This is a genomic window from Parasporobacterium paucivorans DSM 15970, from assembly GCF_900141895.1.
In the GTDB taxonomy this organism is placed as follows: domain Bacteria; phylum Bacillota; class Clostridia; order Lachnospirales; family Lachnospiraceae; genus Parasporobacterium; species Parasporobacterium paucivorans.
This window is the reverse complement of sequence record NZ_FQYT01000016.1, coordinates 46,776-67,020: the sequence shown is the minus strand read 5'-3', so window position 1 is coordinate 67,020 and position 20,245 is coordinate 46,776. Positions and strand designations below refer to the sequence as shown.

Here is a 20,245-nt window from a genome sequence, read left to right as displayed (position 1 = left end):
CATACTCCGCTTTTTCCTTGCGTTCTTCGGTAAGCTTCTCCTTTAGACTGTCTTCCCGTTTGTCATCAAATACCACCGACGCATTATCAAGGAATTCCTTCTTCCAGTTGCGGAGCAGATTGGGTTGGATGCCGTTTTCGGTTGCAAGTGTATTGAGATCTTTCTCACCCTTCAGGAGCTCAATCACAAGATCTGATTTGAATTTGGCACTAAAGTTTCTTCTTTGTCTGGACATATAATGAACCTCTCTTTTTATACTGATTTTAGTATATCAGATTCATTAAAAACTGTCCGTAAAAGTGTCTTGATTCATGGAACCATTATAGAGATAATGTGGACTGTGATTTTTGCAACGGTGCAGGGCTACAAATTTCCCATGAGTCACTGGTTGTAAATTTACTGGAAAAATTAATGAGAGATCAATACGAAAATATTTCTTATTATATTTACGAATTAAAATATGGAAAGCAGTATAAGCCAGGGATGATAACAGGCCCAGAGGGTAATATTGACTTGAGTTCACCTGAAGCGCTATATGATTATCTGGTACAAGAATACTTTGAGGAGGTTTAAATTAATGGTGAAATTAATAGCATTTGATACAGAAGAAGAATTGATGGAATTAACAGGGCTTTCTGAAGATGAACTATGGATAAATGGGTTTAATCTGGACGATTGGGATATTGTTCTTTGAAAAGTATTTTGGTGTTGGCGGATCGAGTAGTTTTGAAGAGAAGGTAGAGGCAACGGTTTATACTTATGAAGCTAGAGTGGATGAGATGAAGGTTACTGAAGATAGTAATAATTATGGTGTAAAAACGAAATAGAAAGAGTATAATCTAACATAAGTGTTTCATTCTGAAAGAATATTCAGAAAATAAATATTTTGCCTTATAGAAATGGCTGTAAGGGTTTTCAGTATTCTGTGTCAAGAGCGCTCTTGAACATGAATAACAGCGTATAGTGAATAAAGTACAGCAATGTTATGTCCATTATATGACCTCCTGTTACCAGTCTATCAAAGTAGCTGATAATAATATTATACAATACATCGTAAAACGGAGGATGGTAGAGTTCTGGGTAGAAAAACGTAGTCCAATTGGTTTTAATGCTTGCTAATTATCTGATATCTACCGGTCATTAATTAGTAAGCTTTTAGGAGAAAAATGAAGAAGGAAATTTTTACAGATAAACATTACACACATTTTGATGTGAAAAAACATCATAAAGATTATGAACAACGAGTGAAAAATATAAATTGGGTAGGAAAACATGGTTTTTACCCATTTATTCATTTTCAAATGGGGATGGACAAGTATACAAATGACAATGCTGGAAATAAATATATAAAACATAAAGATAGAGAAATTTATTATGCAGGGCATATAGATCGCTTTATTTATCAGTATTACGGAAATCGGTTGAATGATAAATACAATGTATATGCAAAGCAAAATGGAATCAATAAAGCATCGACTGCATATAGAAATAGCACACGGGGAAAATGCAATATTGATTTTGCTAAAGAGGTATTTGAATTTATCGTTAACAGCAATTCAGCTTATATTTTAGTTGGCGATTTTAGTAAATTTTTCGATAAGTTGGATCACAAGTATCTGAAAGAGCAGTTGAAGAGAATAAATGATAGCCAGTCATTAGATGTAGCTGATTATGCTATATACAAAAACTTAATTCATTTCTCATATATCGAGGCAGATGATATTGAAACGGAAAAGGGAATGTATAGAAGAGAAATGAGTGAGTTGGATAAATATTTTGATACGAAAGAGTTTCATGATTTTAAGTCAAAACATTTAAAAAAGCATACCGAGAACTATGGTATTCCTCAAGGTTCCTCAATTAGTGCAGTGTATGCGAATGTATATATGATAGAATTCGATCAGAAGATTAACGATTATGTAACTTCTGTTGGTGGGATGTATCGAAGATATTGTGATGATATTGTTATTGTTCTCCCAATGAATGAGGACGACAAACAGATAAAAAAGTATGAGGCTATTTCGAAAATTATTTTTGAAATTAAGGATACTGTTCCAAACTTAGATCTCAATCCTGATAAGACAGAACAATTTTTTTTCATGGATAGTAACATTGAAAAGTTATATGGAGAGAGCAATTTAATAAATTACCTTGGTTTTACATTTGATGGTAAAAAGGTAAGAATCAGAGATAAGAGCTTGTTTAAGTTCTACTGCCGAGCATATAAGAAAATTCGAAAAGTAAAAGAATTATCTGATGAAAAGTCATTTATTGCTGGTAAAAAGGCAATATATAGATCCTATACGCATCTGGGCAACAGTAGGTATTCAAAGGGACATGGAAATTTTCTTACTTATGCATACAAAGCACATGATATATTTGATGAAAGTAATTGCTTAGAAAGTAATATACGGAATCAGGTTAAGCGACACTGGAGAAAAATCGATTCTAAATTAAAAGAGTAAATGATAAGAAAAGTTGATGAAAGAATGTAAGACAGAATGGAGCGAAATATAATGGACGTTTGTTGGGGAATACATGCTGGAAAAACTGGAGATGCAGATAGTCTGTTCTTGGATAAGAAAAGTCCTTGTATTGCTATTGGTTGGGATGCAATGGGAAATCTTTCGAATATTGAAAATGATAGAGAAGCATTCAAGAAAAAACTTATAGAAGCATATCCAGACACAAAAAAAGGTGCTATTAATACAGTGGCAGGAATGCCTTTTAGATTTAAATATGAAATGCAGATTGGAGATTATGTAGTTTATCCTTCTGTAGCAGATCGAATGGTTTATATAGGTAAAGTTACAGGCGATTATGAATATAAACCAGAGAAATCAAAAAGTTACTGTAATATGCGCTCGGTTGAATGGATAAAATCAGTTCCAAGAACAAGTGTATCGCAAGGAGCATTGTATGAGATTGGATCGGCGCTAAGTCTTTTTCAGGTAAAGAATTATGTGGATGATATACTGATGTTTTTAGATGTAAATATTTCCGCTAATAATGGAGAAGCTGCTATCGAAAGCGATGATAATACAATAGATGATATTTTTGCAAATGTAGAAGAGACAACAAGTGATTTTATTTTTAAAAAGTTATTTACAGAATTAAAAGGATTTGCCTTTGAACCATTTGTGGCACATATTTTGAATATCATTGGCTATAATACGAGAGTTACCAAGAAATCAGGAGATGGTGGAATTGATATTGTGGCATTTAAAGATGAACTTGGAATAGAACCTCCAATAATTAAAGTGCAGGTAAAGTGTGTAGAAGGGGCAATCGGAGCGCCTGCAGTACAAGCTTTGTACGGAAATGTAGAAGTTGGGGAGTATGGATTGTTTATAACACTCGGAGATTTTACAAAACAGGCGATGGATTTTGCAAAAATAAAAACAAATCTGAGATTGATGGATGGTCAAGAATTTGTAAATATAATTTTAAAGAATTATGAGAAGTTAGATTCTAAATATAAGGCAATTATTCCGCTGAAGAATGTTTATATTCCTACGCAGATTGAAAATGCGTATTGATGAAAATATATGCCTAGGGAAAGGTAGGATGAAATGCAACAGGAAAAATCTGTATATAAGCCAATGCTAGGTGTAGAAGGACAAGTTCAACATTTAAAAGACAAGGGTATTACCTTTCAACTTGTAAATGAAGAAGAAGCAAAAGAATACCTGAGAAATAATAATTACTATTTTAAGCTGACTTCGTATAGAAAGAATTATGAAAAGTATGAAGACGGGGATAATGAAGGAAAATATATTTCATTGGACTTTGGATACTTGAAAGACTTGGCAATAATTGATATGGATCTGAGATATATGCTTGCCCAATTGTCGTTTGATATTGAACATTATACCAAAATTGAACTTTTGCGTTTGGCAGAAGATTTAGGTGAAGATGGGTATGCAATTTGCGAAGATTTTATTAACTCACAAACGGAAGATCAAAGAAATAGATTAATGAATGAAATAAATCGAAATGAAAACTCTGTGTATTGCGGAGATTTGTTTTCGAGATATCCTGAGAATTTTCCATTGTGGGTATTCTTAGAATTGATTCCATTTGGTCGACTTGTTTCGTTTTATGGTTTCTGCGCCAGTAGATTTCAAGATAAGAAAATGAAAAACAAATATTTCATGTTGAAAACATGTAAAGATATCCGTAATGCTGCCGCACATAGTAGCTGTATAATAAATGATCTTAAGGCTGATACAGCTCAATATGATACAAGCTATGAAGTATTGCATAAATTAGCCAGAATAAAGTCTGTATCAAAAAATGTTCGAGAGAAGAAGATGAGCAATGCAAGAGTACAGCAAATAGTTACACTTCTTTATGTGTATGAAAAAATAGTTACAAGCAAAGGAGTACAAGAAAAAGCTGTTGAACGATTAAGGAAGTTCGAAGAGCGTATGATGCGGAATATAGAATATTATCAAGATAACGATATGATACGTACAAATTTCGAATTTATGAAATGGGTTATTGACAACTGGTATCTGAACGTGTAGAATGACATTACATAAAAAAACGAATTCGTTTTGCAAGGGCTGTGCTGAATGGTATAGCTCTATTTTTGTTTTAAGGGGTAACAAAAATATTTATTAAACATGTTAAAGAGAAGGGTTTGATATGAGTAAAAGTAAATTTAAAAGGGGAGCATTATAAAGAGGGTGAAGTTTAAATTTTGGTTTTTCTTCATTTATTAAATACTTTGGATGCAAGAGATATATACGATATCTCCTGCATTTTTTATTTTGTTTCTTTTCTTAAAGATAATTATGAATAATTCAGAACAAAAAGTGAGGTGATAGGTCGTGAAGGTAAGTAAAACAGATTATATGGAGGAAATCAAACAGGCATACAGGGATTACAAAGAGACGGAATTTGGCGGATGGCCATTTGTATCCCTGGAACTATATCACGATGCAAATCAGGTGTAATTATTGTCCCTGATAAATTTGACGCAGAAATCGTATAGCTATATAATTGAATTGGTCACCTCATTATTGATTTCCGCATCGCTCCAGGCGGCAAAATGTAGAGCTGCCGTTCTGGCCTTTCCGATATTCAAGGATTAAATAAATATTTGGATCAAAAAAATACTGCGGGTGAGTGCAGATTCGCCTGTGGTTTTTTGAAAATTTTCATAGTGATGAGACCAGAATTATTAATATATATTTTCGGAGGAAAAAATGAACAGTGAATTGAATTATAGATATGCAAATGAATCAGACGTGGCATTGATTTTAGATTTCATCAAAAAGCTTGCCGAATATGAGAAAATGCTGGATCAGGTAGTTGCGACCGAAGATATTCTTAGAGAGTGGATATTTGAACAGAAAAGAGCGGAAGTCCTGTTTCTGATGGTGGACGGAAAAGAAATTGGATTTGCTCTGTTCTTCCACAATTTTTCGACATTTATTGGAAGAGCAGGCCTTTATCTTGAGGATTTGTTTGTGCTGGAAGAATACCGAAAAAAGGGATACGGAAAAGCTATTTTAAAGCAGCTTGCCCAAATTGCGGTAGAACGAGGCTGCGGGCGGCTTGAATGGTGGTGTCTGGATTGGAATAAACCCAGCATTGATTTTTATCTTTCCCTCGGAGCCGAGCCCATGAAAGATTGGACGGTATACAGGCTTGCAGGTGAAAAACTTCTGGATATGGCAGAGGGAATCCAATAATCTGATAGTATGAGAGCGCAGAAGATGATAAAATAGTATTATAAAATGTTTAAAAACAATATGCGTTCAGGGAGAAGATAAAAGCGTATGACGAGTCTGATGAATATAATACTTGTACTTATACTGGTATTTATGAATGCGTTTTTCGTCGCCACAGAATTTGCCATGGTAAAGGTCAGAAAGTCCAGAATAGAAACACTGGTGGCTGGCGGAGACAAAGGTGCAAAACGAACTTTGATCGTCGTTAACGATTTGAATTCATACTTATCCGGGTGCCAGCTTGGGATAACCTTAGCGTCATTGGGGCTGGGCTGGATCGGAGAACCAGCTGTTGCGAACATGTTGGATCCGTTGTTTGAAATGCTGAATATGCCGACAAGTTTAGTCCATTCAATTTCGTTTGTTCTGGGATTTTCCATTATTACGGCGTTTCATATTGTGCTGGGCGAACTGGTTCCTAAATCCCTTGCAATCACAAGCGCAGAAAAAATTGCCATGAAGACAGCGCTGCCTCTGATGATGTTTTACAAAGTGACGTATCCCATTATGTGGGCGTTTAATCACAGCACCAATCTTGTTTTGAAAGCATTCAGAATTTCACCGGTTGATGAACATGATGAGGCACATACTGATCAGGAAATAAAGCTTCTGGTTGCACAAAGTTATGAGCAGGGATTAGTGGATAAAGCTGAGCTGGTTCTCGTCGGTAATATCTTTGATTTTACCGAGACGACGGTAAAAGATATCATGATTCCGCGTACGGATATGGCATGTATTTTTATAGATGATTCATTCGATGACATAATAACATACACCCTGGACAAACAGCTGACGAGATATCCAATATGCAGGGAAAGCAAAGATAATGTTATTGGTTTTGTGCATATAAAGGATTTGTATAAACAAAAAATAGAGGGTATCAATCAAAATGTGGAGGATATCATTCGAGAAGTCCGATTTGTTCCGGAATCTTTGTCGATAAGCGAATTGCTAAAGCAGTTCAAAAAAGGGGAAGCCCAGATGGCCATCATCATTGATGAATATGGCGGAACAGCCGGACTGTTGACTGTTGAGGATATTTTAGAGGAAATCGTCGGGGAAATGAAGGACGAATTTGACACAACAGAAAGCTGCGAGATTGCTAAGACAGATGACGGGAGCTATATTGTAGATGGAAAAGTCCTTATTGAAGATATAAATGAACTGTTAAATTTACATATGGATGATGAAAATGTTGATACAATAGGAGGCTGGCTTTATTCACAGCTAAAGAAATATCCTCAGGTCGGTGATAAGTTCGATTACAGGGATTATGAATTTATTGTATTGAAAAGTGATAAAAGAAGAATAAACAGGATACAAATTAAAACGCCTGAGAAATAGCTTGGTGGACATATTAACAATATGATTTTTAATTGGCTGAAGCTTTGCTTCAAGTGAGAAGGAAAAATTGGATAATGTGGATACGGTTTCAAGCAAAAAAGAAGATATTTTCAGGCTCCAGATAGACAAAGTCTATGAGGCATTAGAGACGTCTTCTTTGGGGCTTAGTCAGACAGAAGCAGAAAAACGGCAAAATGAAGAGGGAAAGAATCTGATTGCAGAGAAGCAGAAAAAGTCTTCTATTATCATTTTCTTGAGCAATTTCACACATTTAATGGCCATACTTTTGTGGTGTGCAGGGGCCATAGCAATTCCGGCGGGAATGCCACAGCTTGGTATTGCAGTCTGGCTTGTCAATGTAATCAATGGAGTTTTCAGTTTCATGCAGGAATACCGGGCTGGGAAGGCTACAGAGGCACTAAGAAACATGCTTCCTTCCTATTCGCGAGTAATCCGGGATGGCCTGGAACAAAAAATATTATCACAGGATCTTGTCAGCGGGGATATGCTTTTGCTGGAGGAAGGTGATAAGATTTCGGCGGATGCCCGTCTAATAGAAATCAGTGATCTGCAGGTAGACCAGTCAACCCTTACCGGCGAATCCAATCCCGTAAGAAAGACAAAAGATGCTGTGTTGAGAGACGACTTGACGCGTGCTGAAACACCTAATCTGATTTTTGCAGGTACTAGCGTTTCTGAAGGAAATGGAAAAGCAATTGTAATACAGATTGGAATGAAAACGGAATTTGGCAAGATAGCTAATCTCACCCAGAATATGGAGGCAGAGGAGAGCCCGCTGCAAAAGGAGCTGGATCGGCTTACAAAACAGATTTCAATCATAGCGATTGGATTTGGCGTAGTTTTTTTTGCAGCCGCAGTTTTTTTGGTAAAACAACCTATTGCATCCTCATTCATATTTGCCCTGGGTATGATTGTCGCATTTATTCCGGAAGGACTACTGCCTACGGTTACACTGTCCCTGGCGATGGCCGTGCAGAGAATGTCCGGTCGAAATGCTCTGGTCAAGAAACTTTCATCAGTGGAAACGCTTGGAAGTACGACCGTTATATGTACGGATAAGACCGGCACGCTGACCCAGAATGAAATGACGGTCAGTAATTTATGGCTGCCTGGAAAAGAATTTGACGTTACCGGTGTTGGATATGCTCCGGAAGGCAATATTATTAAAAACGAGAAAAAAGTTTCTGCAAATGATGATGCGGATTTGAAGCTACTATTAACCGGAGCGGCGCTGTGCAGCAATGCCCGTTTGTTGCCGCCAAATGAAGAATCAGTCCGTTACACAGTGCTGGGTGATCCCACAGAGGCTTGTCTTGGGGTTGTTGCCGTAAAAGCAGGCATTGATTTAAAGAGACAGATAGAACTGACGCCCCGATTAAGAGAGCTTCCTTTCGAATCACGCCGTAAGAGAATGACTACAATCCACCAGCTGGAAAGCCCAGTGGATGGAACCAGGCTGATTGCGTACGTAAAAGGTGCCCCAAAAGAAGTGATGGAATTGTCACAGAAAGTACGCATTAATGGAAAAACCGCACCAATGGATCCAGATATGCGAAGGGAAATCATCGAAGCAAACGACAGCTACGCACGTAAGGGTTTGCGTGTGCTCGCAGTTGCGTACAGGCTGATTCACAGAGATGATGAAGGCATTCCAGTGGCAATGAGCGATTACACGCCTATGATTATTGAACGGGATCTTGTATTTGTCGGCCTCATTATAATGGCCGATCCCCCCAGAACGGAAGTTGCCGATGCAGTTGCAGAATGTCATCGTGCAGGAATACGTGTAATCATGATAACCGGAGATTATGGACTTACTGCAGAAAGTATCGCAAAACGCATTGGCATCGTGAAAGGGACAAGCCCACGTGTATTATCAGGACTTGAACTTGGAGAGATTTCTGATGAACAGTTAAAGGAATATTTAAAAGATGAGATTATCTTTGCCCGGGTTGCACCGGAGCAGAAGCTTCGTGTCGTGTCCAATCTGCAGGAAATGGGTGAAATTGTTGCGGTAACAGGTGACGGCGTAAATGATTCTCCGGCTCTAAAAAAGGCCAATATCGGAATTGCCATGGGAATAGCCGGCACTGATGTTGCAAAAGAAGCAGCAGACATGATTCTGACTGATGATAACTTTGCTTCAATAGTTCATGCAATAGAAGAAGGAAGAGCCGTATATAGCAACATCCAGAAGTTTCTTCTGTACATATTGAATTCAAATGTGCCCGAAGCAATTCCATCGGCACTGTTCCTGTTTTCCCGGGGAGCAATTCCATTGCCGCTGACGATTATGCAGATTCTGACAATAGATTTAGGCACGGATATGATGCCAGCGCTGGGCCTAGGGACTGAAAAGCCTGAAAAAGGCATCATGAACCAGCCACCAAGAAAACAAAATATGCCATTACTCAGCAGAAAGCTCGTTCTTAAGGCCTTTCTCTGGTATGGAATGCTGGGTTCGATTTTTTCGATAGATTCATATTTCTTTGTAAACGTACAGAATGGATGGCCAAATGTTACGCTCGCTGCTGAGGGCACTTCAATATATATAAAAGCGACGGCCATGACCCTTGCAGCAATCGTATTTTGTCAGATTGGAGCGGTTTTTAACTGTCGTACTGAAAAACAGTCGGTATTCAGTGTTGGCATATTTAAGAACAAGCAGGTCAATCTGGGAATTGCAGTTGAAATTATTATTATTGTCGCCATGGTCTATCTTCCGCCCTTGCAATCCGTATTTAATACAACGGCACTCGGAGTGACTGACTGGATGCTGTTGTGCGCATGGCCGCCACTGATTCTATTGATAGAAGAAACACGAAAATTATTCATGCGCAGAAAAAATGGGAATAATCAAATAATATAGGGGGTGGACCGGCATGAAAGTAATTGTGGTAGGTATGGGAAGAATGGGAATGGGTCTGTCATTGAGCCTTGAAAAAAAAGGCCATACTGTTACAGTCATTGATAAAGATGCTGAAGCATTGGGAGGTCTGGGAAATAATTTCAAGGGAACCAAGGTCGAAGGATTTGTATTTGACAAGGATGTGTTGATCAAAGCAAAGATAGACCGTGTGGATGCAGTTGTGGCATGTACAGGCAGCGATGAAATCAATGCTGTTATTGCAAGGGTGGCAAGAAACATATACCTGGTACCAAGAGTTATTGCACGTCTATACGATCCCAAAAAGGCAGATATATATCGAAGATTGGGAATTCAGACGATTTCGACTACTGCCTGGGGAATTGAAAGAGCTACGGAAATGATAACATTTAATTCCCTGGACAGTGTATATGAAATGGGAGATGGCAATGTCAATCTGGTTCGCATTGAGATTCCGCATCTGCTGGTAGGACATAAAGTCCATGATCTTTCCATTCATGGAGAAATCCAGGTGGTTACCATTAACAGGAACGGACAGGCTTTCATTCCAATGGCAGGGACAATTTTTGAACCCGAAGATATCCTGTATATTTCAGTTGTCTGTTCAGCCACGAATAAATTGAAAAACATGTTAGATCTTGCTCACTAGCAAAGGGAGGAGCCGAATGAAAATTATTATTGTAGGCGGAGGGCAGGTAGGAACATATATCGCCTCGCTGTTAATGTCGAAAGGCCACACCATTCATATGATCGAACACTCGGAAAGTGTCTATAATAAACTTTTAAAGGAACTCTCACCGGATCTGCTTGTTTTGGGAAGTGGTTCTGACCCTGAAATATTGAAAAAGGCAGGTATAGCATCTGCGGATGTTGTGTCGGCCGTTACTGGCGCTGATGAGATCAATCTGGTTGTATCAACATTGGCCAAAATGGAATTTGGAATTTCTCGCGTGGTTGCAAGAGTTAATAATCCAAAGAATGCATGGCTTTACGACGCACAGATGGGTGTAGATGTATGCGTAAATCAGGCAGACATAATAGCACATCTTGTAGTAGAGGAAATGGATCTGAGGGAACAAATTTAAGAAATATTGACAAGGTTCGATATTGTTGCTATAGTTTACATATCATATCGATGGAATTCGATAACATTGAAATATATAAATGTATTGGAGGGGAATTCTATGACCGGATTATATGCGGAATATGTTCCGATACTTAAGGCCATATCAGATGAAACAAGATTGAAGATTATCGACATGCTGTCCTGCGGAGAAATGTGTGCCTGCAAAATATTAGAGGAATTCAGCATATCGCAATCCACGCTCAGCTACCATATGAAAATTCTGGCTGAAAGCGGTCTTGTAAACGCTGCCCGGGATGGCGCATGGATGAGATATACGCTAAATAAAGACAAGGCGAATGAGGTACTATCATTTTTTGCCCAGATAACAAGGGATAAGAATGATTGCATTTGCAAAAAAATCTAAAACAGAGATTCTGAAGTTAATTTGAGGAAGGATAATGAAATGGAAAAGAAGTCAAAACTATCATTTTTAGATAGATTCTTAACACTGTGGATATTTATCGCTATGGCCGTGGGGGTTTTGGGCGGATATTTTTTGCCCAATCTGTCTACCGCGCTGAGTAAAATGAGTACCGGGACAATATCATGGCCAATTGCTATCGGACTGATTGTCATGATGTATCCGCCTCTTGCCAAGGTAAAGTATGGAGAGATAGGAAAAGTGACGCAAAATAAAAAAGTATTCGGCTTTTCACTAATTCAGAACTGGATTGCGGGTCCAATTTTAATGTTTATTTTGGCAATAATATTTCTCGGGGACAAGCCGGAATTTGCAATTGGCCTTATTATCATCGGGCTTGCAAGGTGTATTGCCATGGTTATCATTTGGAATTCCCTTGCAAAAGGAGACAGCGAATACGGCGCAGCCCTGGTAGCACTTAATTCCGTATTCCAGATATTGCTCTATGCGGCTTATATTTATCTGTTTGTAACTCTTATACCAAAGTGGCTTGGACTTTCCTGGGGAGGCCAGATTGTCGACATTTCCATGTGGGAAGTAGCAAAAAGCGTACTTATTTATTTGGGGATTCCTTTTGCGGCAGGTTTTATTACCAGGTTCACGTTGACAAGAGTGAAAACAAAGGAGTGGTATGAAAAGGTATTTATTCCGAGAATATCCCCTCTGGCATTGATAGCATTGCTTTATACGATAATCTTAATGTTCATCACCAAAGGTGAGCAGATAATCAAAAATCCTTTAGATGTTGTAAGAATTGCTATACCTCTTTTACTTTATTTCGCGATCATGTTTTTTGTCAGTTTCTACGTGTCATACCGCCAAGGCATCAAATACGAGCAGACTGTCACGCTGTCCTTTACGGCAGCCAGCAACAATTTCGAATTGGCTATTGCTGTTGCAGTGGCAGTATTTGGAATAGGCTCGAATGTCGCTTTCACGGCAGTCATAGGTCCGTTGGTGGAAGTGCCGGTAATGATTTTACTGGTTGATTCCGCACTGCTTTTCAAACGAAAATTCTTTGATGAAAATGGATTTCCAAAGCACAAATCCGGAAAGAGGTCTAACCATGGATGAAAAAATAAAGGTCGCATTTGTATGCGTTCATAACTCATGCCGGTCCCAAATGGCCGAAGCAATATCAAAACTGCGTGCAGCAGACGTATATGAAGCCTATTCTGCAGGTACCGAAACAAAACCGCAGATCAATCAGGATGCGGTTGCGGTAATCAAGGAAATGTATGGGGTAGATATGAACCTTTCCCAAAGATCCAAACTGATATCCGATATTCCTCCAGTGGACATAGTAATTACCATGGGATGCAACGTGGACTGCCCGTACCTTCCCAGCAAACATAGAGAAGACTGGGGACTTGAGGACCCGACAGGAAAAAGTAAAGAAGAATTCATAAAAACAGCTAAGATAATTGAGGAAAAAGTGGAGGATTTGAAGAGCCGGATAACGAACGGAAAAATCTCCCAGTTATATTCCTAAATGTACAGAAACAAATTATAGGAAACGAAAATGAGCAGCTGTAACAGGCTGTTTTTTCGTGCTGATTTACGGGGTTCCGTGGAAATAAGATGATTGTATTGCTTGGCTACGGAGAAGGTGTATAATAAAATCAGAAGAACACAATTATTTAAAAAAACGAAGGCAAGGGGCAGTGTAATGATATTAGCTGTTTTAAAAAAATATCTAAGCCAATCAATATTACCTACTATTGTTATTACAATTATATTTTTTGTTAACTACTTTATTTTTGGAATGGAGAATATTACAATCGGTGTATTCGCAACGATGTCTTTTCTTCATTTTAAGGATCAGACGGATTTTTCTGGGTCGATGATTAAGACATTAATAATATATATTGCAATAGCTGTTATTTCCTATTTTGCAGTTATGAATATTGTTTTGTGCATTTTGTTGAACGGCCTTGTGTTTTTCTGGATTGGGTACAGTTTTATGGATGAGTACCAGCCTGATGGTTATTATCCTCCCGGACTGGCATTGATTTTCTTTCAGAATTTTCGGGCAGAGGGGTTGGATGGATTATTAAATCGTTTTGCTGCAATTCTTGCTTCTTTTATTATATTGTTTTTGTTTTTAATAATTATTGGTGCTTTTAAGAAAGAGGATCCTTTGAAGAAATTCACCAGAGAAGGCATATCCTTGTGCAAGGAGATAATCTCCATAATAGAAGCAGGGGATAATGTTGGGTTGGAAATTAAGCAAAAAAATTTATTTAAAATCAACCGTAAAATAAGCAGTGAAATATATATGGCCAATCGCAACAGCATCCGCAGTAAAGTAAGTGCAAATCAATATTGTATTTATGTGGCCTTTTTTCAAATTGTATATTTATTTATAAATGAGCAGATATCAGACACAAAGACCCATGAGGAATCAGAAGACACGCCGTTCTATAATGACCTGGAAATGATCAAAAATATGACTGCCAATTTTGAGGCGGCTTTACAGGCAGATATCGCACTGACCGATAACAGACGGCTGTATCTCCGTATTAAAAAACTGGATATCCGTTCATTTCGATTACGTTTCGCCCTCCGTACGGGAATTGTCTTAACGGTATGCCTGGCTTTTGCATATGTTACGTCCTGGGCAAATATATACTGGCTGCCTATAGCGGTGTTTTTCACGATGCTGCCAATCTATGATAATGTTGAAAAACGTGTTGCTGCCAGGGTGAAAGGTACAATAGCAGGGATATTGGCATGCGCAGTCCTATTCCCTGTTTTTAATGACTTTGCATCCAGGGTCATCATTTTGACAATTGCAAATTTCTTTATCTATACTCTGAAAAATGATACGTTGCTTATGATGAACATTACATGCGCATGTCTTGCGATGGATTTAGCTTCAATGCCTGTAATTATGCTGGCAAGAGTATTTGGCTATAATATATTTGGCGCAGCAATTACATACACGGGAAATCGATTTGTATTTCCAATTCGCATTACGAAGGAAGTGGAATATATAATGAAATTACTGGACGATATCAGGGAGACTATTCCCGGCTTTAAAGGCATGGAAAGAAATGGACAGAAATATCAGACAAACCGTTTGATTTTGTTGTCCTACCTTCTGGGAAGCCGGCTGGAAGTGTACTCAAATACTTTGAAATTAAGGCAAACGGGTACAGACTTTTCGGAATACATGAAAAGACATATGATAACTATTACGCGGTATTTATAAGGTCGCGGCGAAGGAGGGCTTAATATTATGGCGAAAGTAACATTTATTAGTGAAACAGAGGTGAAACAAGGGAAAAGCTTATTAAAAGCGGCTGGGGATGCAAATATCAAACTCAAGACTTCCTGTGATGGAAAAGGAAAATGCGGAAAATGTGTAGTTAAGGTTGTTTCAGGCGAACTTACAGAGCCTACAAAGAGTGAGATAGATATACTGGGAAATAAAAAAATAAAAGAAGGATACAGGCTTGCATGCCAGGCTGACGTGACCGGCGACAAGGTAGTAGTCATTACGAAAGAATGAAGGGACCAAAAAAAGCTGCAGCTAGGGCAGCTTATTCTGGTTATAATATCGATTGTTATTTATTCAAGATCTGATTTTCTTTTATTAAACTCCTCGGAATCAATTTCTCCCTTAGCATACCTTTCGCGAAGAATAGCCATGGCTGTATTATTTTTTGTTTTTGATTCGCCGACTCTTTTGAAATATTTATGATACAACTTTACTGCAAAACAGATGGCTGCTATCCAAAAAAGAATATGTAAAATTATAAATACTATTCCTATACACCCAAAACCTCCTTGCATGAATAAGTTGTGTCCCGTCCCGTAAAAACCGTACATCTCTATTTTTCCTCCTTTGACCTATTGGTTCTGTATCTCCGTGCAAAAACGATATAATATCTACATTGAATATATCAAATAATTGTGATGGATTTATGAAAACCAGATGAATTTTCCTTAAACTGAACTGTATACTGTTACCAAATGGAATTGCCAGCCACTAATTCCGCTCAATCTTAACCTTGCTTCCGCCCATTCCGGCTTCGGCAGGGGTGATATTCAGCTTTACGGGCATCCTGTTCTTAATGGCCTCCAGATGGCTGATTATGCCGATAGACAGCCTTTCGTGATGCACCTTTTCCAGGGAATCCATGACAGTTTCCAGCAGGTTGTCATCCAGTGTCCCAAATCCTTCGTCCAGAAAGAAGAGCTCGAGAGGAGCAGTTCCTTTTAGCTGGATCTGAGCAGACAATGCCAGGGCCAGTGACAGGGAAGCCAGGAAGGTTTCCCCGCCCGACAATGTCGTGGCATCCCGCTGCGCCCCGCCATTCTTGTAATCCCGGATTATAAACCGGCCGTTTTCATCTGCTTCCAGACCGTAGTTTCCGCCGGTGATCTCTTTCAGTTTCTTGCAGGCCTCAAGGGACACATATTTGAGCTGGTTCGTGGCTACGAAATCCACGAATTTCTTCCCCTTGAACAGCTTCTCCAGATCACTCAGAAGGGAGAGGGTGTGGTCCAGCTTTTCCTTCTCTTTCAGTATTTCTTTTTTTGTATCCAGTCTTATGCTTAGCGTCTTTATGTTTTCAGTTATCTGTATCATCGTATTGTTCAGAGTTTCAAGCAGCTCTGTCTTTTCTTTTTTTGCTGCTATAAGGGCATTCCATTCTTCTTCAGTCAGACTTCTTCCATCGATTTTCTTTTCCAGTGTTTCGATGGTACCGGCAATCTTATTAATTGATTCTTTATGGCTGGCTATTTCTATCCCGAACTGTTCGATTTCATCCTTTGTCAGAAGGTGATTCCTGATTTCCTGGATATCCTTCATGTTCTCTTCTGCCAGTGCCCTCTCAAGATTTACTTTGTCTTTTGCGAGTCTGTCACTCAAGTCTCTCAGGGTTTTCTGTTCATGTATGATTGCCTGGCTGCATTCGTCATACTTCCTGGTAATATCATTCTTATCCTTTTCCGCGAGGCCGAATTTACATTCTATATCCTTGATCAGTTCAGAGATTGTTTCTTTGAGCTTTTCGAGATTGTCGATTTCGCCGGCTCTTGCCCGGATGGAATTGCGCTTTTCTTCTGCGGATTTGCTTTTTTCTGTGAATGCATTCTTCATGCCGCTCAGCTGTTCTTTATATCCCCCTGCTTTTTTGAAATCTTCATCCTTCAGAGTCTGGGCGGTCTGGAGTTTCTCCCGTAATTCTTTGATCTCCAGTTCGAGACCGGATTTCTCCTTTTCCATCCGGCTGATTTTGGAGCTCTCGCTTTCAAAATCTTCTATGGAAAGTTCAGATTTCAGACTGTCTAATTTTTTCTTTGCGCTTTCAAGGTCCGAGGCAGTTTCCTGCAGACTCTTTCTGAGGTCATTCAGCTGGTCTTCCAGTCCGCTGATGGAATTGTCGATTACCTTGCAGGCACTTTCGAGATCGCTTTTCTCCTGCGTCAGAACCTTGATGCGGGTATCCAGGCTCTCCTTGTCAGATGTGTATTTCTTGACCGCAGCATTCAGTGTTTCAAATTCGACTTTAAGGCTTTCTGGAGAGAAAGCCTTGTAATCTTCACCGAGTTCAAGCAGTTTGCTGCTGTTTTCCTGAACGATTTTCTTCTGCTGATCGATGCCTGCCTGTGCGGTCAGGATCTCATCGGATAGCTTCTGAAATCTTTCAGCTTTTTCCTGCAGCTCCGATTTTACCTGCTCCAGGTTTTCAACCGCCGGAATCTCGATATTCTCCAGATGATGCTCTCTTGAACCGCACACAAGGCAGATATCTCCCTCTGCCAGGGCCTCGCGCAGTGCATAGGCTGCGCACTCTGTTTCGGCCCTTCTGATCCTGCTGCTGATCGCATCCACCTCGATTTTCAGGGGATCTTTTATCCCTGTCTTGTCTGCGGCATCCTTTTCCAGTGCCTCAATCTCGGAATTTGCCTTCTGCAGGACCAAACTGCACTCCACATTCTTTTCCCACGCGGTTTTTACATCAAACAGCCTGTTACTGAGTTTTAACACGGCATCCTGGTCGCCGGGGCAGTTTGAAATCAGGTCATTCAATGCGCGGGCAGCCTTGTCTGTCTCTTCGGTTTTCAAGTTAGATTCGGCATACTTATTTTTTTGGTCTTCGATCATCAGTGCAAGGGCTTCTGATTTCGTACGGATTGTTTCTAAAAGATTGTCCTGGTGTTTCTGCAGGGTTCTGAAGTCGTTGAGGGTAAGGAGGGCCTTGCCGATCCTGTCCTTATATTCTGCCGGAACGTTCAGCTCTTCAGTTTTTGCTGTCTTTGCAGCGAGTTCCTCCCTGATATCCTCAATGTTCTTCTCGTTTGCTGCGACAGCTGCATCTGCGGTCACGATCACCTTTTCCAAATCACGGATATCCTTTTGCAGAGATTCATTTTCTGCCAGAAGCTTATCCAGATTCACCTTCTCATCGATGGACTCCATTACCTGATGCTCTTTGATTTTGAGAGCCGGCAATTCGATTTCCTTTCTGTTTCTGGCCGTTTCAAAGGCGGATTCTTTCTCTTCCTTGTCTATCTTTATCCCGGACAAACTTTCCGTCAGTTTTGATAAGTTCGATTCTGAATCGTTCATCTTATGCAGAGTATCCTCGTAGGGACCGACATAAGGCTTTACCTTCAATGCGGACTCGCCTAAGAGGACCTTGTTCTGGATTTCGGCGATTCTGGCATCAGCCTTCTTCAGCTCCGTTTCGTTCGCTTTCTCTTTTTCCAGTTCTAGCTGAAGGTTCCACAAAGTTTCGCCGCTTTTGCAATTTACATCCGCATGCGCCAGCTCTGTTCGGCACTGGTCAAATTGTTTGATTTTTTCTTTCAGCTCTTTTTGCTTCTCGTTGAGAACTTCTTCGCTGCAGTCCTCATAGCCATTCAGCTCACCTTCCAGGCGGCTTTCGTTGTTTCTTGCAGTCCTGATTTTGCCGGACAGTCTGCCGGAGAGGTCATCGCCGTATTTCTGCAGATTGAAGAGCCTTTCCAGCATCTCGCTTCTTTCTTTGCCAGTCAGCTTCAAGAACTCGCTGAATTTTCCCTGCGGCAGGACAACGGTCCTTGTGAAATCGTCGAGTTTCAGTCCAATGATTTCCTCGCATTTTGAAGTGACGCTTTTTACCCCATCTTCCAGCACAATTTCCGTATCGCCTGCAAGCTCCACAACCTTTGCGGATTTGGTCCGGACGGCATCCGTTTTCTTTTCTCTCCGGAATTCCCTCTCAACACGGTACCGTTTCATTTCCTGACCGGAAATCTGGAATTCGTAGCTGACATTTGCCGAGTCGCAGTTGGTATTGATGAAATTCGCGCTCTTTCTGGCCACTTCCCCGAACAGGGCAAGGGTGATGCCGTCGAGTATCGTGGATTTGCCGCTGCCGGTCGGACCGAATATTCCGAACAGACCCTGCTGTGTCAATTTTTCAAAATCTATTTCCTGGGCTTCGATAAAACTGTTAAGCCCCTTGATGGTCAGTGAAATTGGTTTCAACGCTTTCTTCCTCCTCGTCAATGATGGAAAGCAATAAATCCACAACCTCCTGCTGCGGCTCGACCTTTCTTTCCTTCAGATAGAATTCCCTGAAAATCTCCTCAATCGATTTTTCGGAAAAACTGCTCATGTCGATTTCTTCATTGCTTTCGCCGATAATCCTGGGCATAATCTCGAGGATATCTTTTTTGGCATTCTTCATCAGCTTGATTTCATCTTCCTGGATATAACGGTCCGTCTCGATTTCCAGATATACCCAGCAATCCCTTTCGCCTTCTGCCTGGCAGCGCTCAATCGCTTCTTCTATGCTCCTGCATTTCCAGATTTCTATGGGCTTGTACACCTTGAACTCCACATCCTGGATGCTGCATTCTTCTCCAGCTTTCAGATCGACGATAAAGCATTTCTTCTGAAAGTTGATTTCATTCTTGCTGTAGTGCAGGGGAGAGCCTGCATACCGGGCTTTTCCAAGTGTGCCGGGCACGACCTGCGGCTTGTGGATATGTCCGAGGGCAATATATTGTGCCTTGTCCGGAAAACAGTTTCCGTTGACAATAAATGTGCCTCCAAGGGACACGTTTTTCTCCGACCCGGATGCCTCACTTCCCATAGCAAACAAATGGGACACAGCAATATTTACTGTGTCTTCCCGGAACTGGCCGCTCAGATTGTCAAACAGCGCCTTTATCCGGTCGCCGTAAGAATCCAGCCGTTCCTCTTCGCTGTCCATTGCTCCGTAAAGCACCTCGTTGAGCCTCTTCTCGCTCGGGAATGGAACCGTAAGTATGACCGCATTTTCTCCATTTATCTCAATCTCGATATATCCTTCTCCAGCACCAACAACCTTGTGTCTGCCGTACTCACCGGTGTCGATGACCGTCTTCGGCGTCCCCACCATAATAATTCCATGTTCTCTGGCCAGCGGTCCCGCTGCCACAAGCCTCTCTGGATTGTCATGGTTGCCCGCTATTACCAGAGTGACTCTCTCTCCGTCGGAAGAGAGCTTCTTCAAAGTATCGTAAAACATCTTTTCGGCTCTGGCCGGAGGGTTCGGACCGTCGTAGATATCACCGGAAATGACGACCATGTCAACCTCGTTCTCCTTAACGGTCTGGACGAAGTCCGAAAGGAAGGCCTCCTGCTCGTCCATCCGGCTGTATCCCTCCAGGTTTTTTCCTAAATGCCAATCGGCGGTATGTAGAATTCTCATGTGCTG

Annotated in this window: 20 protein-coding genes; 16 read left to right on the top strand and 4 right to left on the bottom strand. The window is 40.3% G+C overall.

Annotation, left to right across the window (positions count from 1 at the left end; genetic code table 11):
* Nucleotides 1–235 (bottom strand): transposase (locus BUA79_RS08195; protein ID WP_143147897.1); only part of this gene is annotated, 235 nt, incomplete at its 3' end.
* A 98-nt stretch (nucleotides 236–333) separates the two neighbouring features.
* On the opposite strand from BUA79_RS08195, the gene BUA79_RS12385 reads away from it, so the two are divergent.
* The 16 genes from BUA79_RS12385 (at nucleotide 334) to BUA79_RS08130 (ending at nucleotide 15,054) form a co-directional block, all read left to right on the top strand.
* On the top strand, nucleotides 334–573 hold the full coding sequence (locus BUA79_RS12385; RefSeq protein WP_143147896.1) for a hypothetical protein: 240 nt from the start codon (nucleotides 334–336) through the stop codon (nucleotides 571–573).
* 83 nt (nucleotides 574–656) lie between these two features.
* Complete coding sequence (locus BUA79_RS12550) at nucleotides 657–827, top strand: hypothetical protein (protein WP_207647331.1); 171 nt, start codon at nucleotides 657–659, stop codon at nucleotides 825–827.
* A gap of 339 nt (nucleotides 828–1,166) precedes the next feature.
* Nucleotides 1,167–2,465: a reverse transcriptase/maturase family protein gene (locus BUA79_RS08190; protein ID WP_073993948.1), complete on the top strand. Its 1,299-nt coding sequence runs from the start codon at nucleotides 1,167–1,169 to the stop codon at nucleotides 2,463–2,465.
* A 36-nt stretch (nucleotides 2,466–2,501) separates the two neighbouring features.
* Nucleotides 2,502–3,539 (top strand): restriction endonuclease, encoded by a 1,038-nt coding sequence (locus tag BUA79_RS08185; protein WP_094757377.1) that lies wholly within the window; start codon nucleotides 2,502–2,504, stop codon nucleotides 3,537–3,539.
* Between the two features lie 33 nt (nucleotides 3,540–3,572).
* The gene (locus tag BUA79_RS08180; protein WP_073993947.1) at nucleotides 3,573–4,529 is read left to right on the top strand and encodes an Abi family protein; all 957 of its coding nucleotides are present in this window, start codon (nucleotides 3,573–3,575) and stop codon (nucleotides 4,527–4,529) included.
* A gap of 306 nt (nucleotides 4,530–4,835) precedes the next feature.
* On the top strand, nucleotides 4,836–4,961 hold the full coding sequence (locus BUA79_RS12810) for a hypothetical protein (protein ID WP_278308913.1): 126 nt from the start codon (nucleotides 4,836–4,838) through the stop codon (nucleotides 4,959–4,961).
* Nucleotides 4,962–5,213: 252 nt separating this feature from the next.
* On the top strand, nucleotides 5,214–5,702 hold the full coding sequence (locus tag BUA79_RS08175) for a GNAT family N-acetyltransferase (RefSeq protein ID WP_073993946.1): 489 nt from the start codon (nucleotides 5,214–5,216) through the stop codon (nucleotides 5,700–5,702).
* 87 nt (nucleotides 5,703–5,789) lie between these two features.
* On the top strand, nucleotides 5,790–7,085 hold the full coding sequence (locus BUA79_RS08170; protein ID WP_073993945.1) for a hemolysin family protein: 1,296 nt from the start codon (nucleotides 5,790–5,792) through the stop codon (nucleotides 7,083–7,085).
* 76 nt (nucleotides 7,086–7,161) lie between these two features.
* Entirely contained in the window at nucleotides 7,162–9,975 is a 2,814-nt protein-coding gene (locus BUA79_RS08165; protein WP_094757381.1) for a cation-translocating P-type ATPase, read from the top strand.
* 13 nt (nucleotides 9,976–9,988) lie between these two features.
* Nucleotides 9,989–10,642, top strand: coding sequence for a potassium channel family protein (locus BUA79_RS08160; protein WP_073993943.1), 654 nt, complete (start codon nucleotides 9,989–9,991; stop codon nucleotides 10,640–10,642).
* A 16-nt stretch (nucleotides 10,643–10,658) separates the two neighbouring features.
* Nucleotides 10,659–11,078, top strand: coding sequence for a potassium channel family protein (locus BUA79_RS08155; protein WP_073993942.1), 420 nt, complete (start codon nucleotides 10,659–10,661; stop codon nucleotides 11,076–11,078).
* Between the two features lie 99 nt (nucleotides 11,079–11,177).
* Nucleotides 11,178–11,483 carry an ArsR/SmtB family transcription factor gene (locus BUA79_RS08150; RefSeq protein WP_073993941.1) on the top strand — a complete coding sequence of 102 codons (306 nt, stop codon included), beginning with the start codon at nucleotides 11,178–11,180 and terminating at the stop codon, nucleotides 11,481–11,483.
* A gap of 39 nt (nucleotides 11,484–11,522) precedes the next feature.
* Complete coding sequence (gene arsB, locus BUA79_RS08145; RefSeq protein WP_073993940.1) at nucleotides 11,523–12,614, top strand: ACR3 family arsenite efflux transporter; 1,092 nt, start codon at nucleotides 11,523–11,525, stop codon at nucleotides 12,612–12,614.
* The gene (locus BUA79_RS08140) at nucleotides 12,607–13,032 is read left to right on the top strand and encodes an arsenate reductase ArsC (RefSeq protein ID WP_073993939.1); all 426 of its coding nucleotides are present in this window, start codon (nucleotides 12,607–12,609) and stop codon (nucleotides 13,030–13,032) included. The genes arsB and BUA79_RS08140 overlap by 8 nt, the downstream gene beginning before the upstream one ends.
* Nucleotides 13,033–13,305: 273 nt before the next feature.
* Entirely contained in the window at nucleotides 13,306–14,754 is a 1,449-nt protein-coding gene (locus BUA79_RS08135) for an FUSC family protein (RefSeq protein WP_178138566.1), read from the top strand.
* Between the two features lie 27 nt (nucleotides 14,755–14,781).
* A complete protein-coding gene (locus BUA79_RS08130; protein ID WP_073993937.1) occupies nucleotides 14,782–15,054 on the top strand; it encodes a 2Fe-2S iron-sulfur cluster-binding protein in 273 nt (90 codons plus the stop codon).
* A 59-nt stretch (nucleotides 15,055–15,113) separates the two neighbouring features.
* On the opposite strand, the gene BUA79_RS08125 is transcribed toward BUA79_RS08130, so the two are convergent.
* The 3 genes from BUA79_RS08125 to BUA79_RS08115 all read right to left on the bottom strand — a co-directional run bounded on the left by BUA79_RS08125 (nucleotide 15,114) and on the right by BUA79_RS08115 (nucleotide 20,239).
* A complete protein-coding gene (locus BUA79_RS08125; RefSeq protein WP_073993936.1) occupies nucleotides 15,114–15,374 on the bottom strand; it encodes an SHOCT domain-containing protein in 261 nt (86 codons plus the stop codon).
* A 160-nt stretch (nucleotides 15,375–15,534) separates the two neighbouring features.
* The gene (locus BUA79_RS08120; protein WP_073993935.1) at nucleotides 15,535–19,029 is read right to left on the bottom strand and encodes an AAA family ATPase; all 3,495 of its coding nucleotides are present in this window, start codon (nucleotides 19,027–19,029) and stop codon (nucleotides 15,535–15,537) included.
* Complete coding sequence (locus BUA79_RS08115; RefSeq protein ID WP_073993934.1) at nucleotides 18,995–20,239, bottom strand: exonuclease SbcCD subunit D; 1,245 nt, start codon at nucleotides 20,237–20,239, stop codon at nucleotides 18,995–18,997. The genes BUA79_RS08120 and BUA79_RS08115 overlap by 35 nt, the downstream gene beginning before the upstream one ends.
* Between the last annotated feature and the right edge of the window lie 6 nt (nucleotides 20,240–20,245).

Excerpts from the sequence above, each read along its gene's own strand:
- BUA79_RS12550 (WP_207647331.1), top strand. The coding sequence starts at position 657 with ATGGGTTTAATCTGGACGATTGGGATATTGTTCTTTGAAAAGTATTTT.
- BUA79_RS08190 (WP_073993948.1), top strand. The coding sequence starts at position 1,167 with ATGAAGAAGGAAATTTTTACAGATAAACATTACACACATTTTGATGTG.
- BUA79_RS08185 (WP_094757377.1), top strand. The coding sequence starts at position 2,502 with ATGGAGCGAAATATAATGGACGTTTGTTGGGGAATACATGCTGGAAAA.
- BUA79_RS08180 (WP_073993947.1), top strand. The coding sequence starts at position 3,573 with ATGCAACAGGAAAAATCTGTATATAAGCCAATGCTAGGTGTAGAAGGA.
- BUA79_RS08175 (WP_073993946.1), top strand. The coding sequence starts at position 5,214 with ATGAACAGTGAATTGAATTATAGATATGCAAATGAATCAGACGTGGCA.
- BUA79_RS08170 (WP_073993945.1), top strand. The coding sequence starts at position 5,790 with ATGACGAGTCTGATGAATATAATACTTGTACTTATACTGGTATTTATG.
- BUA79_RS08160 (WP_073993943.1), top strand. The coding sequence starts at position 9,989 with ATGAAAGTAATTGTGGTAGGTATGGGAAGAATGGGAATGGGTCTGTCA.
- BUA79_RS08155 (WP_073993942.1), top strand. The coding sequence starts at position 10,659 with ATGAAAATTATTATTGTAGGCGGAGGGCAGGTAGGAACATATATCGCC.
- BUA79_RS08150 (WP_073993941.1), top strand. The coding sequence starts at position 11,178 with ATGACCGGATTATATGCGGAATATGTTCCGATACTTAAGGCCATATCA.
- arsB (WP_073993940.1), top strand. The coding sequence starts at position 11,523 with ATGGAAAAGAAGTCAAAACTATCATTTTTAGATAGATTCTTAACACTG.
- BUA79_RS08140 (WP_073993939.1), top strand. The coding sequence starts at position 12,607 with ATGGATGAAAAAATAAAGGTCGCATTTGTATGCGTTCATAACTCATGC.
- BUA79_RS08135 (WP_178138566.1), top strand. The coding sequence starts at position 13,306 with ATGGAGAATATTACAATCGGTGTATTCGCAACGATGTCTTTTCTTCAT.
- BUA79_RS08130 (WP_073993937.1), top strand. The coding sequence starts at position 14,782 with ATGGCGAAAGTAACATTTATTAGTGAAACAGAGGTGAAACAAGGGAAA.
- BUA79_RS08125 (WP_073993936.1), bottom strand. The coding sequence starts at position 15,374 with ATGTACGGTTTTTACGGGACGGGACACAACTTATTCATGCAAGGAGGT.
- BUA79_RS08115 (WP_073993934.1), bottom strand. The coding sequence starts at position 20,239 with ATGAGAATTCTACATACCGCCGATTGGCATTTAGGAAAAAACCTGGAG.